Annotated in this window: 21 protein-coding genes; 16 read left to right on the forward strand and 5 right to left on the reverse strand. The window is 62.2% G+C overall.

Features of this window, described 5'->3' with window-relative positions; genetic code table 11:
* Positions 1-30: 30 nt before the first annotated feature.
* The 5 genes from L981_RS23185 to L981_RS23205 are packed head-to-tail and all read left to right on the forward strand — an operon-like array spanning position 31 to position 4,870.
* Positions 31-954: an amidohydrolase family protein gene (locus L981_RS23185; RefSeq protein ID WP_043621676.1), complete on the forward strand. Its 924-nt coding sequence runs from the start codon at positions 31-33 to the stop codon at positions 952-954.
* An 18-nt stretch (positions 955-972) separates the two neighbouring features.
* Positions 973-1,917, forward strand: coding sequence for an amidohydrolase family protein (locus tag L981_RS23190; RefSeq protein ID WP_034791749.1), 945 nt, complete (start codon positions 973-975; stop codon positions 1,915-1,917).
* A 59-nt stretch (positions 1,918-1,976) separates the two neighbouring features.
* On the forward strand, positions 1,977-3,350 hold the full coding sequence (locus L981_RS23195; protein ID WP_043621681.1) for a UbiD family decarboxylase: 1,374 nt from the start codon (positions 1,977-1,979) through the stop codon (positions 3,348-3,350).
* Between the two features lie 4 nt (positions 3,351-3,354).
* Complete coding sequence (locus L981_RS23200) at positions 3,355-3,936, forward strand: UbiX family flavin prenyltransferase (RefSeq protein ID WP_043621683.1); 582 nt, start codon at positions 3,355-3,357, stop codon at positions 3,934-3,936.
* A gap of 1 nt (position 3,937) precedes the next feature.
* Positions 3,938-4,870 carry an XdhC family protein gene (locus tag L981_RS23205; RefSeq protein WP_052201971.1) on the forward strand — a complete coding sequence of 311 codons (933 nt, stop codon included), beginning with the start codon at positions 3,938-3,940 and terminating at the stop codon, positions 4,868-4,870.
* Between the two features lie 377 nt (positions 4,871-5,247).
* On the opposite strand, the gene L981_RS34685 is transcribed toward L981_RS23205, so the two are convergent.
* On the reverse strand, positions 5,248-5,388 hold the full coding sequence (locus tag L981_RS34685; protein ID WP_156134203.1) for a hypothetical protein: 141 nt from the start codon (positions 5,386-5,388) through the stop codon (positions 5,248-5,250).
* Between the two features lie 140 nt (positions 5,389-5,528).
* Between L981_RS34685 and L981_RS23210 the strand changes: the two genes are divergently transcribed.
* The gene (locus L981_RS23210) at positions 5,529-6,923 is read left to right on the forward strand and encodes a sulfite oxidase (protein WP_043621919.1); all 1,395 of its coding nucleotides are present in this window, start codon (positions 5,529-5,531) and stop codon (positions 6,921-6,923) included.
* Positions 6,924-7,102: 179 nt separating this feature from the next.
* On the opposite strand, the gene L981_RS23215 is transcribed toward L981_RS23210, so the two are convergent.
* Positions 7,103-7,909, reverse strand: a complete 807-nt coding sequence (locus tag L981_RS23215) for a hypothetical protein (protein ID WP_156134205.1) — start codon at positions 7,907-7,909, stop codon at positions 7,103-7,105.
* A gap of 222 nt (positions 7,910-8,131) precedes the next feature.
* Positions 8,132-9,058 (reverse strand): LysR family transcriptional regulator, encoded by a 927-nt coding sequence (locus L981_RS23220; protein ID WP_043621689.1) that lies wholly within the window; start codon positions 9,056-9,058, stop codon positions 8,132-8,134.
* A gap of 271 nt (positions 9,059-9,329) precedes the next feature.
* Here L981_RS23220 and L981_RS23225 point away from each other — a divergent pair, with 271 nt between their 5' ends.
* The 5 genes from L981_RS23225 (at position 9,330) to L981_RS23245 (ending at position 13,703) form a co-directional block, all read left to right on the forward strand.
* Positions 9,330-10,106 (forward strand): 5-oxoprolinase subunit PxpA, encoded by a 777-nt coding sequence (locus L981_RS23225; RefSeq protein WP_043621922.1) that lies wholly within the window; start codon positions 9,330-9,332, stop codon positions 10,104-10,106.
* A gap of 127 nt (positions 10,107-10,233) precedes the next feature.
* The gene (locus tag L981_RS23230; protein ID WP_043621692.1) at positions 10,234-10,476 is read left to right on the forward strand and encodes an acetyl-CoA carboxylase; all 243 of its coding nucleotides are present in this window, start codon (positions 10,234-10,236) and stop codon (positions 10,474-10,476) included.
* Entirely contained in the window at positions 10,473-11,858 is a 1,386-nt protein-coding gene (locus L981_RS23235) for an acetyl-CoA carboxylase biotin carboxylase subunit (RefSeq protein ID WP_043621695.1), read from the forward strand. The genes L981_RS23230 and L981_RS23235 overlap by 4 nt, the downstream gene beginning before the upstream one ends.
* Positions 11,858-12,733, forward strand: coding sequence for an allophanate hydrolase subunit 1 (locus L981_RS23240; RefSeq protein ID WP_043621697.1), 876 nt, complete (start codon positions 11,858-11,860; stop codon positions 12,731-12,733). Before L981_RS23235 ends, L981_RS23240 begins: the two co-directional genes overlap by 1 nt.
* Positions 12,723-13,703: a biotin-dependent carboxyltransferase family protein gene (locus L981_RS23245; RefSeq protein ID WP_043621700.1), complete on the forward strand. Its 981-nt coding sequence runs from the start codon at positions 12,723-12,725 to the stop codon at positions 13,701-13,703. The genes L981_RS23240 and L981_RS23245 overlap by 11 nt, the downstream gene beginning before the upstream one ends.
* 179 nt (positions 13,704-13,882) lie before the next feature.
* On the opposite strand, the gene L981_RS23250 is transcribed toward L981_RS23245, so the two are convergent.
* Both L981_RS23250 and L981_RS34690 read right to left on the reverse strand, forming a co-directional pair.
* Positions 13,883-14,893, reverse strand: a complete 1,011-nt coding sequence (locus L981_RS23250) for a GntR family transcriptional regulator (RefSeq protein WP_043621702.1) — start codon at positions 14,891-14,893, stop codon at positions 13,883-13,885.
* Positions 14,894-14,938: 45 nt separating this feature from the next.
* Positions 14,939-15,235: a hypothetical protein gene (locus L981_RS34690; RefSeq protein WP_156134206.1), complete on the reverse strand. Its 297-nt coding sequence runs from the start codon at positions 15,233-15,235 to the stop codon at positions 14,939-14,941.
* A 243-nt stretch (positions 15,236-15,478) separates the two neighbouring features.
* Between L981_RS34690 and L981_RS23255 the strand changes: the two genes are divergently transcribed.
* From L981_RS23255 to L981_RS23275, 5 genes are all read left to right on the forward strand, one after another.
* Positions 15,479-16,555 carry an ABC transporter ATP-binding protein gene (locus tag L981_RS23255; protein ID WP_043621705.1) on the forward strand — a complete coding sequence of 359 codons (1,077 nt, stop codon included), beginning with the start codon at positions 15,479-15,481 and terminating at the stop codon, positions 16,553-16,555.
* Positions 16,556-16,639: 84 nt separating this feature from the next.
* Complete coding sequence (locus L981_RS23260; protein WP_371258906.1) at positions 16,640-17,530, forward strand: ABC transporter permease; 891 nt, start codon at positions 16,640-16,642, stop codon at positions 17,528-17,530.
* Positions 17,531-17,532: 2 nt separating this feature from the next.
* Positions 17,533-18,378, forward strand: a complete 846-nt coding sequence (locus L981_RS23265) for an ABC transporter permease (RefSeq protein ID WP_043621711.1) — start codon at positions 17,533-17,535, stop codon at positions 18,376-18,378.
* Positions 18,378-19,124 carry an SDR family NAD(P)-dependent oxidoreductase gene (locus tag L981_RS23270; RefSeq protein WP_043621714.1) on the forward strand — a complete coding sequence of 249 codons (747 nt, stop codon included), beginning with the start codon at positions 18,378-18,380 and terminating at the stop codon, positions 19,122-19,124. Before L981_RS23265 ends, L981_RS23270 begins: the two co-directional genes overlap by 1 nt.
* 8 nt (positions 19,125-19,132) lie before the next feature.
* Positions 19,133-19,912 carry an SDR family NAD(P)-dependent oxidoreductase gene (locus tag L981_RS23275; RefSeq protein WP_156134207.1) on the forward strand — a complete coding sequence of 260 codons (780 nt, stop codon included), beginning with the start codon at positions 19,133-19,135 and terminating at the stop codon, positions 19,910-19,912.
* The last annotated feature ends 114 nt before the right edge of the window (positions 19,913-20,026 follow it).

Below are 20,026 nucleotides of genomic sequence, written 5' to 3' on the forward strand. Positions count from 1 at the left end.
CGACCGGACCCTCTACGACAGGAGAAACCTATGATTATTGACCTGAGCTGCTATCCCACCGATCTGGTGGACCTGGCTTGGCGACACGACGGACCGCCGTTTACCGGCGACAAGCTGCTGAAGATGATGGATGGCCCCTACTATGTGAACGGCAAGCCGCGCCGGATCGACAAGGCCTTCATCCAGCCGCCGCAAGGCAACACCATCTACACCCACGAGGTGATGGATCTCGAAGGCAAGGCCGCCATCCGGCAGTACATGGCCTACACGGAAAAGATGGTGACCGAGCATCCGGACCGGTTCCTCGGCTGCTTCGTCTACAATCCGCGCTACGGCACCCAGAACGGTGCCGAAGAAATCGAACGCTACGCCAAGGAGTTCGATTTCAAGATGGTGCAGCTGCAGGCGAACATGCACGCCTACCGCCCGGACCGCGCGCTCGACTGGCTACGCCCGGCACTGAAGAAGTGCGCGGATCTCGGCCTGATGGTGAAGGTGCATACCGGCGACGGTCCGTACTCGATCCCGACGGAGTTCTACCCGATCATCCGCGAATTCCCGGAGGTCAACTTCATCCTGGCGCATTTCGGCGTCCAGACCGGCGGCGTCTACGTGTTCGAGCCGATGCAGATGGCGCTCGACACGCCGAGTGTCTACGTGGAATCCGGGTGGTGCCTGCAGTCGCGCATCGTCGAATTCGCCAAGGTTCTGCCCAAGCACAAGATCCTCTTCGGCACCGACACGCCGCCGAACGAGCCTGGCATGTGGATCAATCTGCTGGAAGTCCTCTGCCACGAGCCGCCGCAGGGCCTGAACCTCGATGAGGATACGCTCGAAGACTACCTCGGCAACAACGTCGCCCGGATGATCGGGCTGGAGGCGACGAAGCCACCGGCCACCGTCGAGGAAGCCGAGGCGTATCTGCGCCAGCACGGCGTCGCCCTTGCCGCGTAAATTTGAACGGAGTGAACAATGATCATCGATACCCATCTTCACCCGACCAACCTCGTCGACGAGGCCTGGCGTCATACGGGCGAGCCTTTCACCGGCGAGCGCATGCTCAAGCTGATGGATGGTCCCTACATGATCAACGGCAAGCCGCGCCGGATCGACATGGGCTTCATCCAGCCGCCGCCGGGCAACACCGGCTACCGCGACGGCAACCGCAAGGGTCGCGACGGCATTCGCGACTACATGGCCTATTGCGCCGAGCTTTGCCAGAAGTACCCGGACCGCTTCATCGGCAACTTCAACTACAACCCGCGCTGGGGACCTGAAAACGGCGCGGCGGAGCTGGAATTCCACGTCAAGGAATACGGCTTCAAGATGCTGAAGCTGCATGCCAACATGCATGGCTACCGGCCCGACCGCGCGCTCGACTGGCTGCGTCCGGCGATGAAGAAATGCGCCGAACTTGGCGTCGTGGTCCTCATCCACACCGGCGACGGGCCCTACACCATCCCGACGATGTTCTACCCGATCATCCGCGAGTTTCCGATGGTCAACTTCATCATCGGCCATTTCGGCATCCAGACCGGCGGCAACTATTCGTTCGAATCCTTCTGGATGGCGATGGATACGCCGAATGTTTACTGCGAGTCCGGCTGGTGCTTCCAGTCGCGCATCGTGGAGTTCGCCCAGCAGCTGCCGAAGAACAAGATCGTCTTCGGCACGGACAGCCCGCCGAACGATCCGGGCATGTGGCTGCGCGAACTGGAAGTGCTCTGCAAGGATCCGCCGCACGGCATCAACCTCTCCGAGGACGATCTGGAAGGCTATCTCGGCAACAACATCGCCAAGCTCGTCGGCATCGATCCGTCGCCGCCGCCGCGCGACCTGAGGGACGCTCAGGCGCGCCTGAAGGATAGCTATGCCGGTGTCGACCGGGCCACGGGCAAGCACAAGGAATTTGCCTGAGTAAAGACGACGGCGCCCATCCGGGTGCCGTCACCCTCCCGTCGCGTCGAGGCCAAGATATGACCCAGTACCACAAGCAAGATGTCCGCAGCTTCCTCGCCGACTACCGGGCGGAGCACCCCGAAGATGTCATCACCATCGACCAGCCGGTCTCGGACGATCAGGATGCGACGGCGCTGATCTGGAACCTGGCGGAGCGGGGGCGACATCCCATGCTGCACCTGAAGGACGTCAGCGGCATCGGCAGCGAAGTGCTTTGCAACATCTTTGCCTCGCGCGACCGTATCGCCCGTCTGCTCGGTTCGACCGCCGACAGGTTGCACGAGGCCTACCAGGCGCGCGCCAACCGGCCGTTCGCGCCGGAGGTCCTGAAAGAAGGCCCGATCACGGAGGAGATGATCTCGGGCGATGCCGTCGATCTCAACGCGCTGCCGATGCTCAAACATTTCGACACGGACCGGGCGAAATACATCACCAGCGGCATCATCATTGGCGAGCACCCGGAAACCGGCGCCGGCAATCTCAGCTACCACCGCGCGATGATCCATTCGAAGAATTCGCTCGCAACCTCGCTGCATTCGCGCGGCCATCTCTGGCGGCTGATGAACATGGCCAAGGAGAAAGGCAGGCCGATGCCGGTCGCCATGGTCATCGGCGGCCATCCGCTTTTCATGATCGCCGCCTCCGCCCGCCTTGCCTTCGGCGAAGACGAACGCGATGTCGCCGGCGGCCTGATGGGCGAACCGCTTCAGGTCGTGCGCACGCCGAAATACGGCATCCGCGTTCCTGCGCATGCCGAGATCGTGCTTGAAGGCGTGCTGGATCCCGAGGCGCATGTGGAGGAGGGGCCGTTCGGCGAGTTTACCGGCTATTCCTCCGATCGCTCGACCAACAACCTCTTCACCGTCGAAACCGTGATGCGCCGGCGCAACGCGATCCTCGTCAGCGTCGCCGGCGGCAATTCGGCCGAACACCTCAATCTCGGCCGCGTGCCACGCGAGGCGGAGGTGGTGGAAAAACTGAAGGCGCGCTTTCCCTCGATCACCGCCGTGCACTACCCCTCGTCCGGCACGCATTTTCACGCCTACATCGCCATGAACCAGACGCGAGAGGGGGAAGCCCGGCAGGTCATGCTCGGTCTTCTCGGCTGGGATCAGTATCTGAAGACCGTGGTCGTGGTGGACGCGGATGTCGATATCACCCGAGACAGCGAAGTGCTCTGGGCGCTTGCCACCCATTTCCAGCCGCACAAGGACGTCGTCATCATCGAGGGCCTGCCGGGCAACGCGCTCGACCCCTCGGCCACTGGCATCGGTACGACCTCGCGGATGGGGCTCGATGCGACGCGCGGCCCGAATTTCCATGGCGTGCGCGCCCGCATCAGCGATGAGGCAAGCGCACGCGCTGCGGCACTCCTCAAAAACGCGGGATAGGGCGATGACGCATCCAAGACGCATGATCGTCGGCATTTCGGGCGCGTCGGGCGTTGTCTACGGCAAGCGCATCCTCGAACTGCTGCGCGATCTCGAGATCGAGACGCATCTGATCATGTCGCGTGCCGCCTGCATCACGCTTGCGGCCGAAGCGACGTTTTCCAGGCAGGACCTCGAAGCGCTGGCGACGACCACCCATTCCAACAAGGATATCGGCGCCGTCTGTTCCTCCGGCTCCTACAAGACGCTCGGCATGATCGTCGCTCCCTGTTCGGTCAAGACGCTGGCCGAGATCGCCACGGGCACGACGGACAACCTCATTTCCCGCGCGGCCGACGTGGTGCTGAAGGAACGCCGTCGCCTCGTCCTGATGCTCAGAGAGACGCCGCTTCATCTCGGCCATATCCGCAACATGGCGCAGGTGACTGAAATGGGCGGCATCATCTATCCGCCGGTGCCGGCTTTCTACGCGAAGCCGCAAAGCATCGAAGACATGGTCGACCACACCGTCGGACGTGTGCTCGATCTCTTTGATCTCGACCCGGGTGTCGTGCGCCGCTGGCGGGGAACGCAGGGAGTGGAGTGAGATGACGATCCGCATCGCCGCCGATCCGGAAACGCTTGCGCCCGAGCCGCGCGCCGCCTTCCTGTCGGACGATGCGATAGAAATACTATCCTTCGCCGCTCGATCGCTCGAAGAGGGGCAACCGACGGCCCTCGTCACGCTCGTCGAAATTCGTGGCGGTGCGGCGCGTGCTCTCGGTGCGCAGATGGTGGTGCGCAGTGATGGTCTCTATTGCGGTTTCGTCTCTGGTGGCTGCACCGAGGCGGCCGTCGCGGCCGAAGCGATGACTGCCCTGAACAAGGGCATGGATCGCAATCTTCGACTGGGCGAAGGTTCCCCGTTTTTTGATATTGTCCTTCCCTGCGGCGGCGGCATTACGCTTGCGATCCATGTATTGGAGGACGCAGCCGTCTTGAGCCAGGCGCTATCCGCGCTTCAACGTCGCTCGCCGGTGGGACTGCGCTATCACCCTGGCAAGCGCACGCTTTCATTGCAGCGCGGTGAGGAGGCAAGCGGTTGGTATGGCGATTGCTTTGTGCGCGCCTACCGACCAAGGCCGCGGGTCGTGATCGCCGGCACGCCGCTGGAGATCGACACGGTTAGGCGCATTGCCGTTGCGGCCGGTTATGAGACAGTCACGCTCGAGCGCGGCCAGATACCGTCGCCAGACGAACTCGACGCCGATACCGCTGTCGCGCTGCTTTTCCACGACGTTGATCGCGAGTTGCCGCTGCTCAACGCTGCGCTGGCGTCGCGTGCGTTCTACATCGGCGCCCTTGGCAGCCGTCGGACCCATGCGAAACGCTGCCAGTTGCTGCGTGATGGCGGGGGAGACGAGCGTCTGCTTTCTCGCATCAAGGCGCCGATCGGCCTTTTCGACAAGGCAAGGGATGCACGTTCACTCGCAGTATCGGTCGTGGCCGATATCGCACATGCGCGCCTGCGGCTCGATTGAATGTAGGCCTCGCAGTCCGACAATAGAGGCCCTCAATCCAGCGTCGATCGCCAACGGTGCCTGTTGCCACGCCGATTGCTTGCATTGGCGCCCGGAGCCCTTGATGAGCGGTATTGGACACGACTGGCTTGATGGTTTTGGCGAGGCCAGAAAACATGCGTCCGCGCTTTCGTCATGTTTCAAATGCACCGCGAGGCAATGCTTTTGTGCCACTGAAACCGCATGATGCATCGGCGGGAACGCTTTATCCGCGTTCTCCGCCGCTATGGCCATCTGGGCGGGGCGGACGAACACTCTACCCACGCGCTCGAGACGAATGCAATGGCGTCGATGGTGCCGCTCGGCTCGGGCGCAGCACCATCGACGGTCATCTGGCGTCAGAACTGCTTTCCCGCCCTCACTTTGCCGCCAACGGCTTTTTCGCCGTCATCTTCGATGTCGAAGAGCAGATCGGCCGAAAGCATCCAGAGGTCGGCCGTTTCAAGCGAGAGGCCGGCCGTGATCGAAACGCGCAGCACCAAAAAATCCGGCCTGTAATTCTGGTCGCAAGGCCGCGCGGTTCTATTTGATCATGCGGGCGCTGAAATGGCCTGAAGACCACCGCTGATCGTATGAGACCGACCTTACGGTTCGCTGGAGCTCGAATATGGAGGTCCCCTTGCCGTTGTTCATTGTGCATCATCACCGCTCGCACGAAGCCTTCCTGGCGCGTGATCCGGTCAAGGGCGCGACGCTCCTGAACCATTTGAGCCGGCCAAACGCTGCTCGCCACGGCGTGTTGATCAAGGGGGAAGCGGTCGCGCAGGGCTCACATTTGCTGGTGCTCATTGCCGAGGCAGCGGATGAAGCGATCCTTCAGGCTTTTTTGGCACCCCTCCGTGAAGCCGGGGATGTCGATGTGATGCCAGCGGTGACGTTCGCCGCGATGGTGTCGAGCGGTGGATGCGCGGAACATCCAGTGGATGTCTCGGCAGATACACTTGATCTGGCAGACGCCTGCCAGGATGCAGCCGAGGCCGGTCTTCTCATCCACAGCGTCAATCCGTTGAATGGCGAGACCTCGGTGCCGGACCTTGCAGGCGGAGCCGTGATGCCAAACGGTCGGTTCTACCTGCGCAACCACTTCGACATTCCGGCCCTTGGCGGCGACACTTACCGGCTTTCGATCGGCGGACTGGTCGAAAGGCCGTTGGAACTGAGCATGAGGGAGCTTCACAATCTTCATGCCGAAACCCGGGTGGTGACGCTTGAATGCGCCGGCAATGGCCGCAGCCTCTTCGATCCGGCCGTGCCCGGCGAAGCCTGGGGGCTAGGCGCTGTCAGCACCGCAGAGTGGACCGGTGTTCGTCTGATGGACGTGCTTGAGCGGGCGGGATTGCGAGCCGGCGCGAGCGAGCTCACCTTTCGCGGCGCCGACAGCGGGGTCGTTGACGGGCATGATGCGCCGGTCCGTTTTGAACGCGGCCTCAGCCTGGAGCAGGTCCGGGAAACGGATGCGATTCTTGCCTATGACATGAACGGCGAACCGCTGTCGCCGCTTCACGGCTATCCGTTGCGGCTGATTGTGCCCGGCTGGTATGCGGTGGCGTCCGTCAAGTGGCTGACCGAGATTAGCGTTACCGACCAAGCCTGCGATGCGTACTACCAGGCGGAGAAGTACTGGTACGAGTGGACGCGAAATGGGCACGATGAACGCGCGCAGGTGAAGCTGATGAACGTGCGAGCGTTGATATCGTCGCCTGGAGAGGGGGAGAGCCTTTCGCGCGGCGACACCGCGATCCGTGGGGTCGCGTGGTCGGGCACTGGGGCCATTTCCAGGGTCGATGTCAGCCTAAACGGCGGCCCGTGGCGCGAGGCGCGGCTCGTTGGCGAACGACGACACTCTGCCTGGCAATGGTGGGAGTTGATCACTCGACTTGAGGAGATCGGTCCACTCACCGTGCGCGCACGCGCCACCGACATGACAGGCCGCACGCAACCCGAGCGCGCGGAGTGGAATCGTCTCGGCTACGGCAACAACTCGATCCACTCCGTCGCAGCGCGGGTGCTCTGAGGAACGGGGGGCGGGCGTTTCAGGTCGCGTTGTTTCACGGTCGTGACTCCGCACCCAATAGGCCTTCCCGGATGAGCCGCGCCATGCTCGCTTCCACGATGACGAGCGGCGCGACGCACACAACTCACCGCCTCGATGACCCCAAGGCCCAATCGGAATTCAGCGCATGGGCTCTCGCTTTACTTCAGCGTCTCGATAATCGCGTCGACGTCCCTGCAATCCTGTTCAGAGGGGTTCGATCCAGTTCTCGCCTCGATAGCCATCGTCGCATCATGCGCCGCCTTGACCCGTGCGATCATCGTTGGAGACTGGTCCTTCATGAGCAGGTTGGAGGTCAACTCCACAACCTCGACAGTGCGGCGGTTGAGTTCGAGCTCGCTGCATGCTCCGGCGACCGAAGCGTCATCGGTGTCGGCTCCTGCGGCATCAGCGCCTGAACTTGCGTCAGAAGCAAGCAGGCTCACCGTCGAAACGGCAAGCTCGCAGGCGGGGGCGAATTGCTCAGCCTTGTCTTCTCGATAGACGCATTCGAAATTGTAGGCCTTGCCGTCGCGTACGGTGAAAACGTAGCGATTGATGGCGACGGTTTTGAACCTCTTATTGGTGAAGACCATATCGACAGCCGGCTGGCCAAGCATGGTTGTCATGGTCGACGACCTGAATTTGATGGACGGCAGGACCGCGATAGCCTTCGTAAAGTCGTCGACGATGGTTTGACGGTTGTTCTCGGTCGCATCCGCGATATCGCCGGGATCGCGCGGCCCGAGGAAGGTAATGAGCACATCGCCGTTGTTCGCGCTGGAGGCGGTAACTCCGGTGGCGTCGCCGCTCCCGTCGGCAAACATATGGCTCACTGTGAAGCCATGCGGATACTGGAACCTGTACGATCCATCGGCGGGTTCAAAGGTTTGTGTGTCCTGCGCGAGACTTCCCGTGGGTATTGCGAGGACGAGCGCTATCAGCGCGGTACGAGCGACGAAAGACATGGGACTCCAAATGAAAAGCAGCCTGTGAGCTTCAAGCCAAATTGACCAGGACCAATCCGCACTTAGCTCAGGCTACGCCGAAATTGGCGTTTGTCCGCGAGAGCAAAGTACGGGAAAATGCAACTTCTAGTCCAGAGAGGACTGAATGTCGACTGCTTCTGGCGACGCAGGAGATGTGCAGCCCCAGCCTGGGCTCCCCGGATCGGCACAGGACAGTACGGGTCACTCCGCTCCGAACGAACTGGACCGAACGCCCGGCAGATGAAAGCTCTGCTGGAAATAGGAACGAAGCGCCGTCATGGCCGGCGTGAACTCCGCGCCTCGGCGCCAGGCAAGCCCGACATCCATCGCCGGAACTGCGTCGCGCACGTCGATCGTTTCGATGCGGCGCCCTTCCAGTGACCAGGGACGGTGAACCATGTCGGAGAGGATCGCCACGCCCTGGCTGTTGGCTACCAGAGACCGAACCGCCTCGACCGACGAGGTCCGAAGGATGACGCGCGGTTGATAGGTCGATGCGCTCCAGTATTTGAGCGAGGTATGAGCGGCCTCGTCGACCGTCAGCATGATATAGGGTTCCTGGGCGATCTCGCGAAAGCCGACATTGTCGCGCGCAAGCAGCGGATGCTGGGCGGGAACCCAGAGACGCCGCGTCGAACTCATGAGTTTTTCGGTCTGAAGCGCGGGATTGAGGATATTGGAGGTGAGCAGGACGGCCATATCGTAGCGGTTCGTCAGCAACCCCTCCTCGATCGACTCACGATTGAGTTCGTACAACTGAACCTCGAGCTTCGGGAATAGCCGCCGAAGCCGCTCTATATGTTGCGGCAGGAAGTAGCCGATCACCGTATAGGTGGCGGCTATAGCCAGCGTACCCTCCACCGAACTGCTCACCACGTTGAGATGCGTTGCCTCATCGACCTTCTTCAGGATCTCGTAGGCATGCGATAGAAACTGACGGCCTGCCATGGTCAGATCCATGCCGCTCGGCGTGCGCAGGAAGAGGCTGGCGCCCACGATGCGCTCCAACTCCTTGATCGCGGTGGTAATCGCTGACTGCGAAATGGAGAGATCGACGGCAGCCTGCGAGATCTGCCCGAGTTCGGCGGTGGCGACGAAATAGCGAAGCTGGCGAAGGCTGATCGACATCCACTTCTCTTCTGATTTTTCGATGGCGCAGGCTGGAAAATCAGAAAGCCTGCCCGCTCCTTGTGCAGATACTTGACTGCGTTTCGTGCAGACCCGCGTAAACGGCCGTATTAACGGTATTTTCTCATAGGCGATTTTGCAACTACGAATTCTGAAAAACAGATATAGGGCATATGAAAATAGAATTTTTCAAATGCAATAAATGCTCATAGCGTTTCCCTATTGAAGGTTTGGCCGGCTTTCGAGGCGGCCCTGATCGAAGGGAATGGTCTTGCTCGACGTCGTCGACATCAACTGTGACATGGGAGAAGCCTTCGGTCGCTGGCACATAGGCGACACGGACGATGCGACGCTTATGGCGCTGATCAGCTCCGCCAACATTGCCGCGGGCTTCCACGCCGGGGATCCCAATCTGATGGACGAGACCGTGCGGCTTGCCGCAGAGCACGGCGTCGGCATTGGGGCGCACCCGGGTTACCGGGACTTGCAGGGCTTCGGCCGTCGCAAGATCGCCGGCACCGCACGCGAACTGGTCAACGATATCGTCTACCAGGTGGGCGCCATCCGCGAATTTGCAAGACGGCACGGCACCAGCCTGCAGCATGTGAAGCCGCACGGCGCGCTTTACATGGAGATGGCGGTCAACCGCGAACTCTCCCAGATCTTCCTGCAATATATGCGCACGGTGGCACCGACCGCCTTCGTCTTCTGCATGGCCGGTTCGGAGACGGACATCGCCGCACGCGAAGTCGGGCAGCCGATCATTCGCGAGTTCTATGCCGATCGCGATTACGACGACAGTGGCTCGATCGTCTTTACCCGCGATGCCGGGCGTCCCGACCCGGCCGCGATCGCACGCAAGGTGGTGCGCGCCTGCAAGGAAGGGCGCGTGCGCACCGTGACCGGCAGCGACATCGAGATCGCGTTCGAATCCATCTGTTTCCATTCCGATACGCTCGGCGCACTCGATATCGTGCGCCGCATGCGGGAAGCGCTTGCGGCGGAGGGTATCCGCATCGCTCCTGTTTCACAGCTTAAAGTGGGATGAGGAAAGGTGTGGGCGGCACTCCGCCCGCATTCTGCCCCAACCGATGAGAACCGATCACGATTATGGCTTTGGTCGCTCCGACCGGTTGCATCGTGATCCAGGCAACAAATGACAAGCGGAGGCAACCATGAGCAAGCACGAAATCCGATCGCCCCTTCCAGGAACCTTCTATCGGTCGTCTGCTCCGGATGTGCCACCGTTCAAATCGGACGGCGATGCGGTGGCCTCCAATGAGGCGATCGGTCTGATCGAAGTGATGAAGACCTTCCAGGAGATCCAGGCGGGCGTCACCGGCGGAAGCATCCGGTTTCTCGTCGACAATGAGGAGCCCGTCATGGCCGGCCAGGTGATCGCTGAGGTGGAGCAATGACCATCCGCTCTGTCCTGATTGCCAATCGCGGCGAGATCGCCGTGCGCATTATCCGGGCGGCAAAGGCGCTCGGCATTCGTACGGTTCAGGTCTATAGCGCCGCGGACGCGGATATGCTGGCGGTGAAGATCGCGGATGAAGCCGTCGAAATCGGCCCGCCGGCGCCGAAGAAATCCTATCTCGACATTGCCGCCGTGATCGCTGCGGCCAGGTGTGCCGGGGTCGATGCCGTGCATCCGGGCTACGGTTTCCTGTCGGAAAATGGCGATTTCGCCGATGCGGTGGTTGCCGCGGGCATGATCTTCATCGGCCCTTCCGGTGACGCCATTCGGCTGCTCGGCGACAAGGTACAGGCCCGTGCCGTCGCCGAAAAGGCAGGTGTGCCGACGGTACCCGGCAGCAACGGCCGGATTTCGAGCGTGGAAGAGGCGCATGCGGTAACGGCTGAGACCGGCTTCCCGGTCATGATCAAGGCGGCCGCCGGCGGCGGCGGGCGCGGCATCCGCATCGTCAACGATCCGGCGGAGCTCGACAAGCAGTTTCCCCAGGCATCGGCCGAGGCGCTTGCTTCCTTCGGCGACGGTGGCCTCTACCTTGAGAAGGTCATCACCAGGGCACGTCACGTTGAGGTGCAGATCCTCGGTGACGGCGAGAACTTCGTGCATTGCTTCGAGCGGGAGTGCTCGCTGCAGCGCCGCCGTCAGAAGGTCTGGGAAGAGGCGCCTTCGTTCCTCCTGCCTGCAGATGTACGACAGAAGCTCTGCGACAGCGCGGTCGCGCTCGCCCGCGCTGTCGGCTATCGCGGCGCCGGCACCGTCGAATACCTCTATGACGATGAAACGCGGGATTTCTATTTTATCGAGGTCAACACCCGCATTCAGGTCGAGCATCCCGTCACCGAGATGATCACCGGCATCGACCTCGTGCAGGAGATGTTCCGTGTCGCCGGCGGCGCGTCGCTCTCCGTGCGCCAATCGGACATCGCCGTGCGCGGCCACGCGATCGAGTGCCGGATCAATGCCGAGGACCCGGCACGCGGCTTCATGCCGGCGCCCGGCAAGATTTCTCGTTTGAGCGTGCCTGAAGGCGAGGGCGTTCGTTTCGATACGATGCTCTACGAGGGCTACACGATACCGCCTTTCTACGACTCCCTGCTTGGCAAGCTGATCGTCTGGGGCGAGGACAGGGCAGCGTGTCTCGTAAGACTTTCGCGCGCGCTTGCCGATTTGAAGATCGAAGGCGTGCCGACGACGATCGCACTGCATCAGGCGCTGGCCGCCGACGCCCAAGTTGCTGCCGGCGCGTTCCACACCCGCTTTCTCGAAACTTGGCTGGAAACCGAATTTGCCGCTTCGGGCGGCCGCACCGCGGAGGTCGCGTGATGCCGACACGTTACACGTTTGGAGGCGACGAGCATCTGTTCGTCGAATGCAGCGACGAGATGTCCCTTGAAGCCTTCTTCAAGAGCCTTTCGATGGCGAAGGGCGTGCGGGAGAGCCGCATCCGCGGCGTCACCGAAATCTGCCCGGCGAACGCTTCTTTCCAGATCAAGTTCGATCCTGACGTCATCAAGCCGGATGACGTCCTGAAGGAAGTCCGCGCCATCGAAGGGGCGGCGGAGCGGGCTGAGCCGGTCATCCGCACGCGTATCGTCGAGATCCCGGTCTTTTACAACGACCCCTGGACGCACGAAACGCTGATGCGCTTCCGTGAACGGCACCAGGACCCCGGCGGTACCGACCTCGACTATGCGGCGCGCATCAACGGATACGACGCGGTGACCGACTTCGTAGCCGCCCACTCAGGCTCGCCCTGGTTCGTCTCGATGGTCGGTTTCGTTGCAGGCCTGCCCTTCATGTACCAGATGGTCGAGCGGCAACGGCAGATCGAGGTGCCGAAGTATCTCAGGCCGCGGACCGATACGCCGAAGCTGACGGTCGGCCATGGCGGTTGTTTCGGCTGCATCTATTCGGTGCGAGGTGCCGGCGGCTACCAGATGTTCGGCATCACGCCGATGCCGATCTTCGATCCGACGCAGACGACCAGTTATCTCCGCGATTTCATGGTGTTCTTCCGCCCCGGTGACATTGTGAAGTTCAAGCCGATCGATCGCGACGCCTATGACCAGGCGGTCGAGGATGTCGACAAGGGGCGCTTCGCGCCACCGATCCGCGACGTCAGCTTCGATCTGCGCGAATTCCAGAAGGATATCGCCGGATACAACACCAAGCTGGAGGGTGTGCTCAATGGCCATTAACGTGCTGCATCATGGTCTGGCGACCACCATCCAGGACCTTGGCCGTCCCGGCTACTTCCATCTCGGTATCCCGATCGGTGGCGCAATGGATCGCTACGCGATGCGTGCCGCCAACCTGCTTGTCGGCAACGATGAAGGCGCTGCCGGGCTGGAGGCGGTCTTCCTCGGGCCCAAACTCGAATTCACTGAAGATGCGCTCGTTGCCGTCACCGGCGCCGACATGCCGGTCAAGGTCGACGACGTGCTGCAGCCCGGCTGGACGGCCTTTCGGGTGAGGGCCGGCCAAACCCTGAGCTTCGACTTCCTGAAATCCGGCGCGCGTATCTATATCGCCGTCTCGGGCGGTATCGACGTGCCGGAGGCGCTCGGCAGTCGCTCGACCTATCCGATCGGCGCGCTTGGTGGGTACAAGGGACGCGTGCTTGCAGCCGGTGACGTGCTGCCGGTTGGGCAAACGGGCGCCGGCCGCGAGGGCCTGACGGTTGACGAAAGCCTGCGCCGCAGACCCGCGGCACCTGCCGCACTACGGGTGCTGCCCGGGCTCTACTGGGACCGCCTGACGGACGAGGCAAAGCAGACGTTCTTTGCCGACGAGTGGAAGGTAGCGCCGGAAGCCGACCGAATGGGCTACCGCTTCCGCGGCGGCCGCAAGCTCAGCTTCGTCGATCGCGACCAGCCATTCGGCGCCGGTTCCGATCCCTCGAACATCGTCGACAGTTGCTATCCCTACGGCTCGATCCAGGTGCCGGGCGGAACGGAGCCGATCATCCTGCATCGCGACGCCGTATCGGGTGGCGGCTACTTCATGGTCGGGACTGTGATCTCGGCGGACATGGACCTCATCGGTCAGTTGCAGCCGCATACGCCCACCCGTTTCGTCGAGGTGACGATGGAGGAAGCGTTGGCGGCTCGCGCCGAAGAGGGCAGGCGGCTCGAAGCCCTGCGGGCGGCGATTGCCGGAAAGGCGTGACACTATCGGCCGCCGGCCGCGTGAGCGGCCGTTGGCCCTCAACATGAACAGTTCGATTGCAGCCGGCGACTAGCCGCTTGGCGACGGGAGGGCGAATGATGAGGAGGGCGGACCTGATTTTGCGATCGTCGTCGTCGTCCGGATCAGTCGGAAGCGCCCGTCTCGGACCTTTGCCCCCTCTATTCGACGACCCGGGTCAAATAGGCCGCGGTAAAGCTGGGGCCGGGAATGATGGCGACGATCTTCATTTGTGCGATCGTCCGGTTCAGCGAAGCGTCGATATGGCTTTCAAGCATCGACGCCGCCGCCGCATTGGCGCCGCGCGTCATCAGTTCGACGATGAGCTTCAGTTCGGCAATGACGGTCGGATCGCCCGGCAGCCCCAACTGCCGAAGCAGTCTTTCGGTGGCGGTCACCGGCAGGAGGTTGTTGCGGATCAGCTCGCGCAGGCGCTCGTTCGGCATCGCAAGTACGCAGGCTTCGGTAAACTCCACGAGAATGTCTTCAAGGCCCAGCCAGCCGTCCCCGTCCTGCGTCTGGCCGAACTCGACCAGCCGGTTGAAAAGGGCTGTCAGCCGGTCGCGGTCGACATGCGGCGCGCCGAGCGCCAGTGCCTGCGGCTCCAGCAGCCGGCGCAACATGAAATGGTCCTTCACCGTCTGCGCCGTCAACGGCCCGGCGATCCAGTGCGAACTCTGGTTCTTGCGCACGAGCCCACGCTCGCGCAGGCGGGTCAGCACGTCGCGCACAACCGTGCGACTGACGTTGAAATGGTTGGCGAGTTCGTTTTCGATAATGCGGTACTGGCCGAAGATCACGCAGCCGGCCACGTCGTTCTCGATCTCATCGTAGATGCGCTCCCAGGACGAGCGGCTTTGCAGGGCCTCGTCGGCGTGTTGGGGAACGATGAGGCCGAGCGTCTTGATGTCGGTGCGGTTCGGTTCGATTGCCCGGCCGGGAGGACCGACCAGATAGCCGCGCCCTTTGAAGCGGTGCACGAGCCCATCGCTTTCGAGCTGCAGCAGAGCACGCTGCACCGGTGCGCGCGAGATCTGCAGGATGTCGGCGATCGGTCCTTCGAGCAGCACGAGGCCGGGCGGCAGCGTGCCTTCGGCAATGTTCGTTCGCAGCACATCCTCGGCAATTTCGTATCGGCGCTGCGGATTTTGGCCGAGGCGTGGCTCGTTCATGCGGTCTGGCATCTTCCGTTTGGCTGGCAAAGTCGTCTCCTTTCTTTACGCCACTTGCCGGTAATCGTGACAGCGCAAAATAAATGCATATTGAATACCCATGTGCATTTTTTCTGCGCGTTTGTCCATTGTGTTGTCATGGGAAGGCATTTCGGATCTGTGGGAGGTTGGGCTCTGCGAAGCCGACAGGGATCGCCAGTCAAATTGATGATCCGTCGTGGTTGCGCCCGGCGGATCCCGCAATTGCATAATGTTTTTGTATGATTTGAGGCGCGCTGTCTTGCGGCAGGAGGGAAGCGTCCCTTCCTTGGACTGAGGTGCGGCATTGCCGTTAATCTGCATCTGACAAAACCGAATAAAAGTCTATTGCATACAAAAATCATTCATGTCATGGTTCGTGACATGCAAGCGCTCAGAAGAAGCGCGCAGGTGGAACTAACTTTTTAAATCGTAGAGGACCGTGATTTCAGCCGCGCATGTGAACCATGCGTGATCGCTATCGCATGTGCGTTCGGATGCCTGATCGGCGCCGACGAGGGCGAAGCATTGGCTGATGGCCGGTCGGCGATAACGGGCAGGAAAACGATGTCGACAGTCCTACAGCTCAAAAACGTCACCAAGGCTTTTGGCGAGATGCGTGCGCTCGATGGTATCGACCTCGCGCTGCCGGGCGACGCCTATATTTCGCTTCTCGGCCCAAGCGGCTCCGGCAAGACCACCTTGCTGCGCGTCATCGCAGGCTTTGAGGATCCGGACGGCGGCAGCATCCTGTTCGACGGCAAGCGCATTGACACCGTGGCGCCGCATCAGCGCGGCATCGGCTTCGTGTTCCAGAACTTCGCCCTGTTCCCGCATCTTTCGGTCGCCCAGAACATCGCCTTCGGTCTTGAAAACCGCGAGGTCGATGCGGTGACGGACCGCCGGGTGGTCGAAGGGCGGGTCAAGGACATCATTGCTCTTGTTGGCCTGACTGGTCTCGAAGGTCGCGCCGTCACTCAGATTTCCGGCGGTCAACGGCAGCGCGTCGCGCTGGCCCGCACGCTCGTCACCGAACCGCGTATGGTTCTGCTCGACGAGCCGCTCGGTGCGCTCGACGCCAACCTGCGCGCCCGCATGCGCACCGAGCTTCGCGCCATCCGGGAGCGCTGCGGCGTGACTTTCCTACACGTAACGGGAAGTGAGACCGAGGCGCTGGCCATGGGTGACACGGTCCTCGTGCTCGATCGCGGCCGCATCGCGCAATCGGCCGATTCCGATACGATCTACAACCGTCCGGCGTCACCGGCGGTCGCCCGCTTCCTCAATTGCTACAACCTCTTTCCCGGACGTCTTGAGGGCGGCGCCTTTGTCGGCAGTGCCGGGCGCTTCTCGCTGGGCGGCCGCGCGGCAACCCGCGCGACGCAACCGGCCTATGCGATCCGCTACGACCGCGTTGCCGTGCGCCCGCGCGAAGCGGCGATCGGGAACGACGAGGTCCGCGTCGAGGGCAATTTCGTTGCCAGCGAATATTCCGGCGCCGCAGTCAATTCCTTCTTCACCCTGGATGATGGTCGGGTCTTCGAAGTGGAGACCCATCTCAGCCATGCCGCCCCCGAAGCCTATGAGGATCAGGGCCGCTATGCGCTCGTCTGGAAGCGGGAGGACGCCCTTGTCTACGCTTGAAACGCCTCACGCGCCCGAAACTGAAACTGCCAGAGCCAATGCCTCGATGCTGCGCTGGTCCCCGGAGATTGAGAGATGAGCATGATGGCCGTTGCGGAACAGACGGAAGCAGAATCCGTCGCTGAAAGGAAACCCACCGGAAAGGCGCTCTGGCTGCTCGCCCCTGGCGTCCTCTGGATGGTCTTGTTCCTCGTCCTGCCGATGCTGATGATGGTCTACGTATCCTTCTGGACGCAGACCACCTTCAAGATCGAGCCGACACTGACCCTGAAGAGCTGGGTCACGTTTTTCACCAGCGATACCTATCTCGGCGCGCTTTGGACGACGGTGCGTATCTGGCTGATCGTTCTCGTCGCGACCGTTCTCGTCGGATATCCGGCCGCTCTCTATGTCGGGCTGTTCGTCAAGAACAAGGCGCTGCAGACGGTTCTGCTGGTCCTTTGCGTCATTCCCTTCTGGACCTCGTTCCTCATTCGCGTTCTCGCCTGGCGCCCCATGCTCGGCAAGGAAGGCGCGATCAACATGATCCTCATGAACGTCGGCATCATTGATACACCGATCGAGGTCCTCCTGTTTTCGGAACTCTCGGTGATCATCGGCATGACGCAGATCTATTGCGTCTTCATGGTCGGGCCGATCGCCTTCATGCTCGGCCGTATCGATCACTCCATCATCGAGGCGGCGCAGGATCTGGGGGCCGGCTTCTGGCGGATCTTCCGTACGATCATTCTGCCGCTTTCCATGCCGGGTGTGGTGGTCGGCGCGATCTTCGTCTCCGTGATGGTGCTTGGGGAGTTTGCCACTTCCGCAGCGCTCTCCGGCCGCAAGGTCAACCTCCTCGGCAACATCATCGTCACCCAGGTCGGCTCGTTGAAATGGGCGTTTGCCGCGGTTGCCGGCGTCGTCCTCACCATCCTGATGGGCGCCGTCATCGCCGCTCTGCTCAGGGTCGTCGATCTCAGGAAGGAACTTTGATCATGAACGCCAGCGGCATGAAACTCGGCCTCGGCGCCTATACCGCGCTCTTCCTGGTCTTCCTCTATGGGCCGCTTGCGGTGCTTGCGATCCTCTCGTTCCAGACCGGACCGGAAGGCGGGCCGCAGTTCCCGATCATCGAATGGTCGACCTATTGGTACCAGCATCTCTTTGGCCTGACGCCGCCGTCGCGTATTGCGCCGCTGCCGATCGAACAGGCACTGGTGCGCTCGCTCGGTCTTGCCGTGATGACGATGATCGTCTCGACCGTTCTGGGCGTTACCGCAGCGCAGGCCTTCCGCCGCAAGTTCCGCGGTTCCGGCGTGGTCTTTTATCTCATCGTGCTCGGCATGATGGTACCCGGCGTGCTCGTCGGCCTCGGCATGGCGCTCGTTGCCAATACGCTCGGCATCGATCGCCATTGGTGGGGCACCGCCTTCGTGCTGCACGTGGTCTATACGTTCCCCTTCGCCTTCCTGGTGATGCTTGCGATCTTCAACCGCTTCGACCCCAGCATGGAAGAGGCGTCCTGGTCGCTTGGGGTCACTCCGGCGCGTACCTTCCGCAAAGTCACGTTCCCGCTGATCTTCCCCGGCGTGCTCTCGGCGATGCTCTTTGCTTTCACGCTTTCCTATGACGAGTTCTCGCGCACGCTCTTTGCCTCGGGCCGTGATCTGACCCTGCCGCTGGCGATCTACGGCACCTTCTCGGTTGAAGTGCATCCGAACGTCTTCGCTTTCGGCGTGCTGACGACGCTGTTCTCTTTTGCGCTGCTTGGCACTTACGCGGCCTTGATGACGCTTTCGGTACGCCGCGCCAAGCGCGTCGCGATCCAGGAGGAGGCGTGATGGCAGACGCTTCCTCTAACATAGCAATCGTCACCGGCGCCGGCTCCGGCATCGGTCGCGCCATCGCCTTGAGGCTCGCAACTGACGGATATGCCGTGCTGGTCAATGATCTTTCTGCCGAGCGCAGCCAGGCCGTCGCCGCCGAGATCGTTGCGGCAGGCGGCAGGGCGACTGCTGTGGCCGGTGATGTTTCCAGCGAGGCGGATGTTCGCGGGATCGTGCAGGCCGGCGAGCGCGCCCATGGCACGACGACGCTCCTCGTCAACAACGCCGGCATCGCTCATCAGGCGCTGTTCGAGAACCTCGAGGTCGGCGACTTCGACCGGATGTTTGCCGTTCACGTGCGCGGTACGTTCCTGATGACCCGGGCGGTGCTGCGCCCGATGCTTGAGCGCGGCGAGGGGGTGATCGTCAATATCGCCTCGCAACTCGGTCAGATCGGTGGTGTCGAACTTGTTCACTATTCCGGTGCCAAGGCCGCGATCATCGGCATGACCAAGGCGCTGGCCCGCGAAGTGTCGAGCCGCGGCGTTCGCGTCAATGCCGTCGCGCCCGGGCCGGTCAACACACCGCTCGTCATGGAGCTCTCGGACGACTGGCGCGCAGCCAAGAAACAGCAATTGCCGCTTGGCCGCTTCGGCGAGCCGGAAGAGGTCGCAGCCACGGTGTCCTTTCTGGCATCGCCGGCGGCCAGCCTCTTCGTTGGCCAGACGCTCGGTCCGAACTCCGGCGACGTGATGCTTTGACAGGAAAGATGGAAATGACACACCCTCCCAAGACGTCCCGCATTGTCATCGTCACCGGTGCCGGCATCGGTATCGGCCAGGCAACCGCCAAGGCCTTTGCGGCGGCCGGCGACCATGTGATCGTGACCGATATTCTCGAGCGTGAGGGCGTCGCCACCGTCGAGGCTATCCGTGCAGCCGGCGGCTCGGCCGAGTTTGCCTATTACGACGTGCGCTCGACCCCGGCGACTGACGCGCTGGTAGCCGACATCGAAAGCCGCCACGGTCATATCGACGTTATCGTAGCCAATGCGGGCATTGCCCACCGCACGCCGCTTGGCGAGCTGACCGACGACCGGTGGGACCTGACCTTCGACATCGACTTGAAGGGAATCTTCCGGCTCGCGCGGGCGGCAAGCCCCGGCATGCGCCGCCGCGGCAAGGGCAGCATCGTCGCGCTCTCGTCGATCATGGGCGTCGCCTATGGCTGGGACGAGCACGTTCATTACTCCGCGGCCAAGTCCGGCGTGGTTGGCCTCGTGCGCGCGTTGGCGGTCGAGCTTGCTGCTGACGGCGTGCGCGTCAACGGCGTTGCGCCGGGCTACATCCGCACGGCGCAGCTGCTGTCTGAAGAAAACTCTCTGGGTCCGGTCGGCGCTGAAGCGGCAGCCGTTTTCATCCCGATGCAGCGGCTCGGCACACCTGAGGACATCGCTGACGTGATCGCGTTCCTGGCGTCCGACGCCGCTCGCTACATGACCGGGCAGGTTCTGGTCGTCGACGGCGGCCTGCTGGTCGGGCGCTACTGACGTTTCTGAAATCGTGCGGCGGCCGCGTAGGGAGCGACAGAGCTCCAGGCCGCCGGACTGAGTGCCGCGACGGCGGCGAATGATGAAAGGAGGCCGGCAAACGGCCTTCGGGGA

The organism is Ensifer sp. ZNC0028 (assembly GCF_000799055.1).
Taxonomy (GTDB): Bacteria; Pseudomonadota; Alphaproteobacteria; order Rhizobiales; family Rhizobiaceae; genus Ensifer.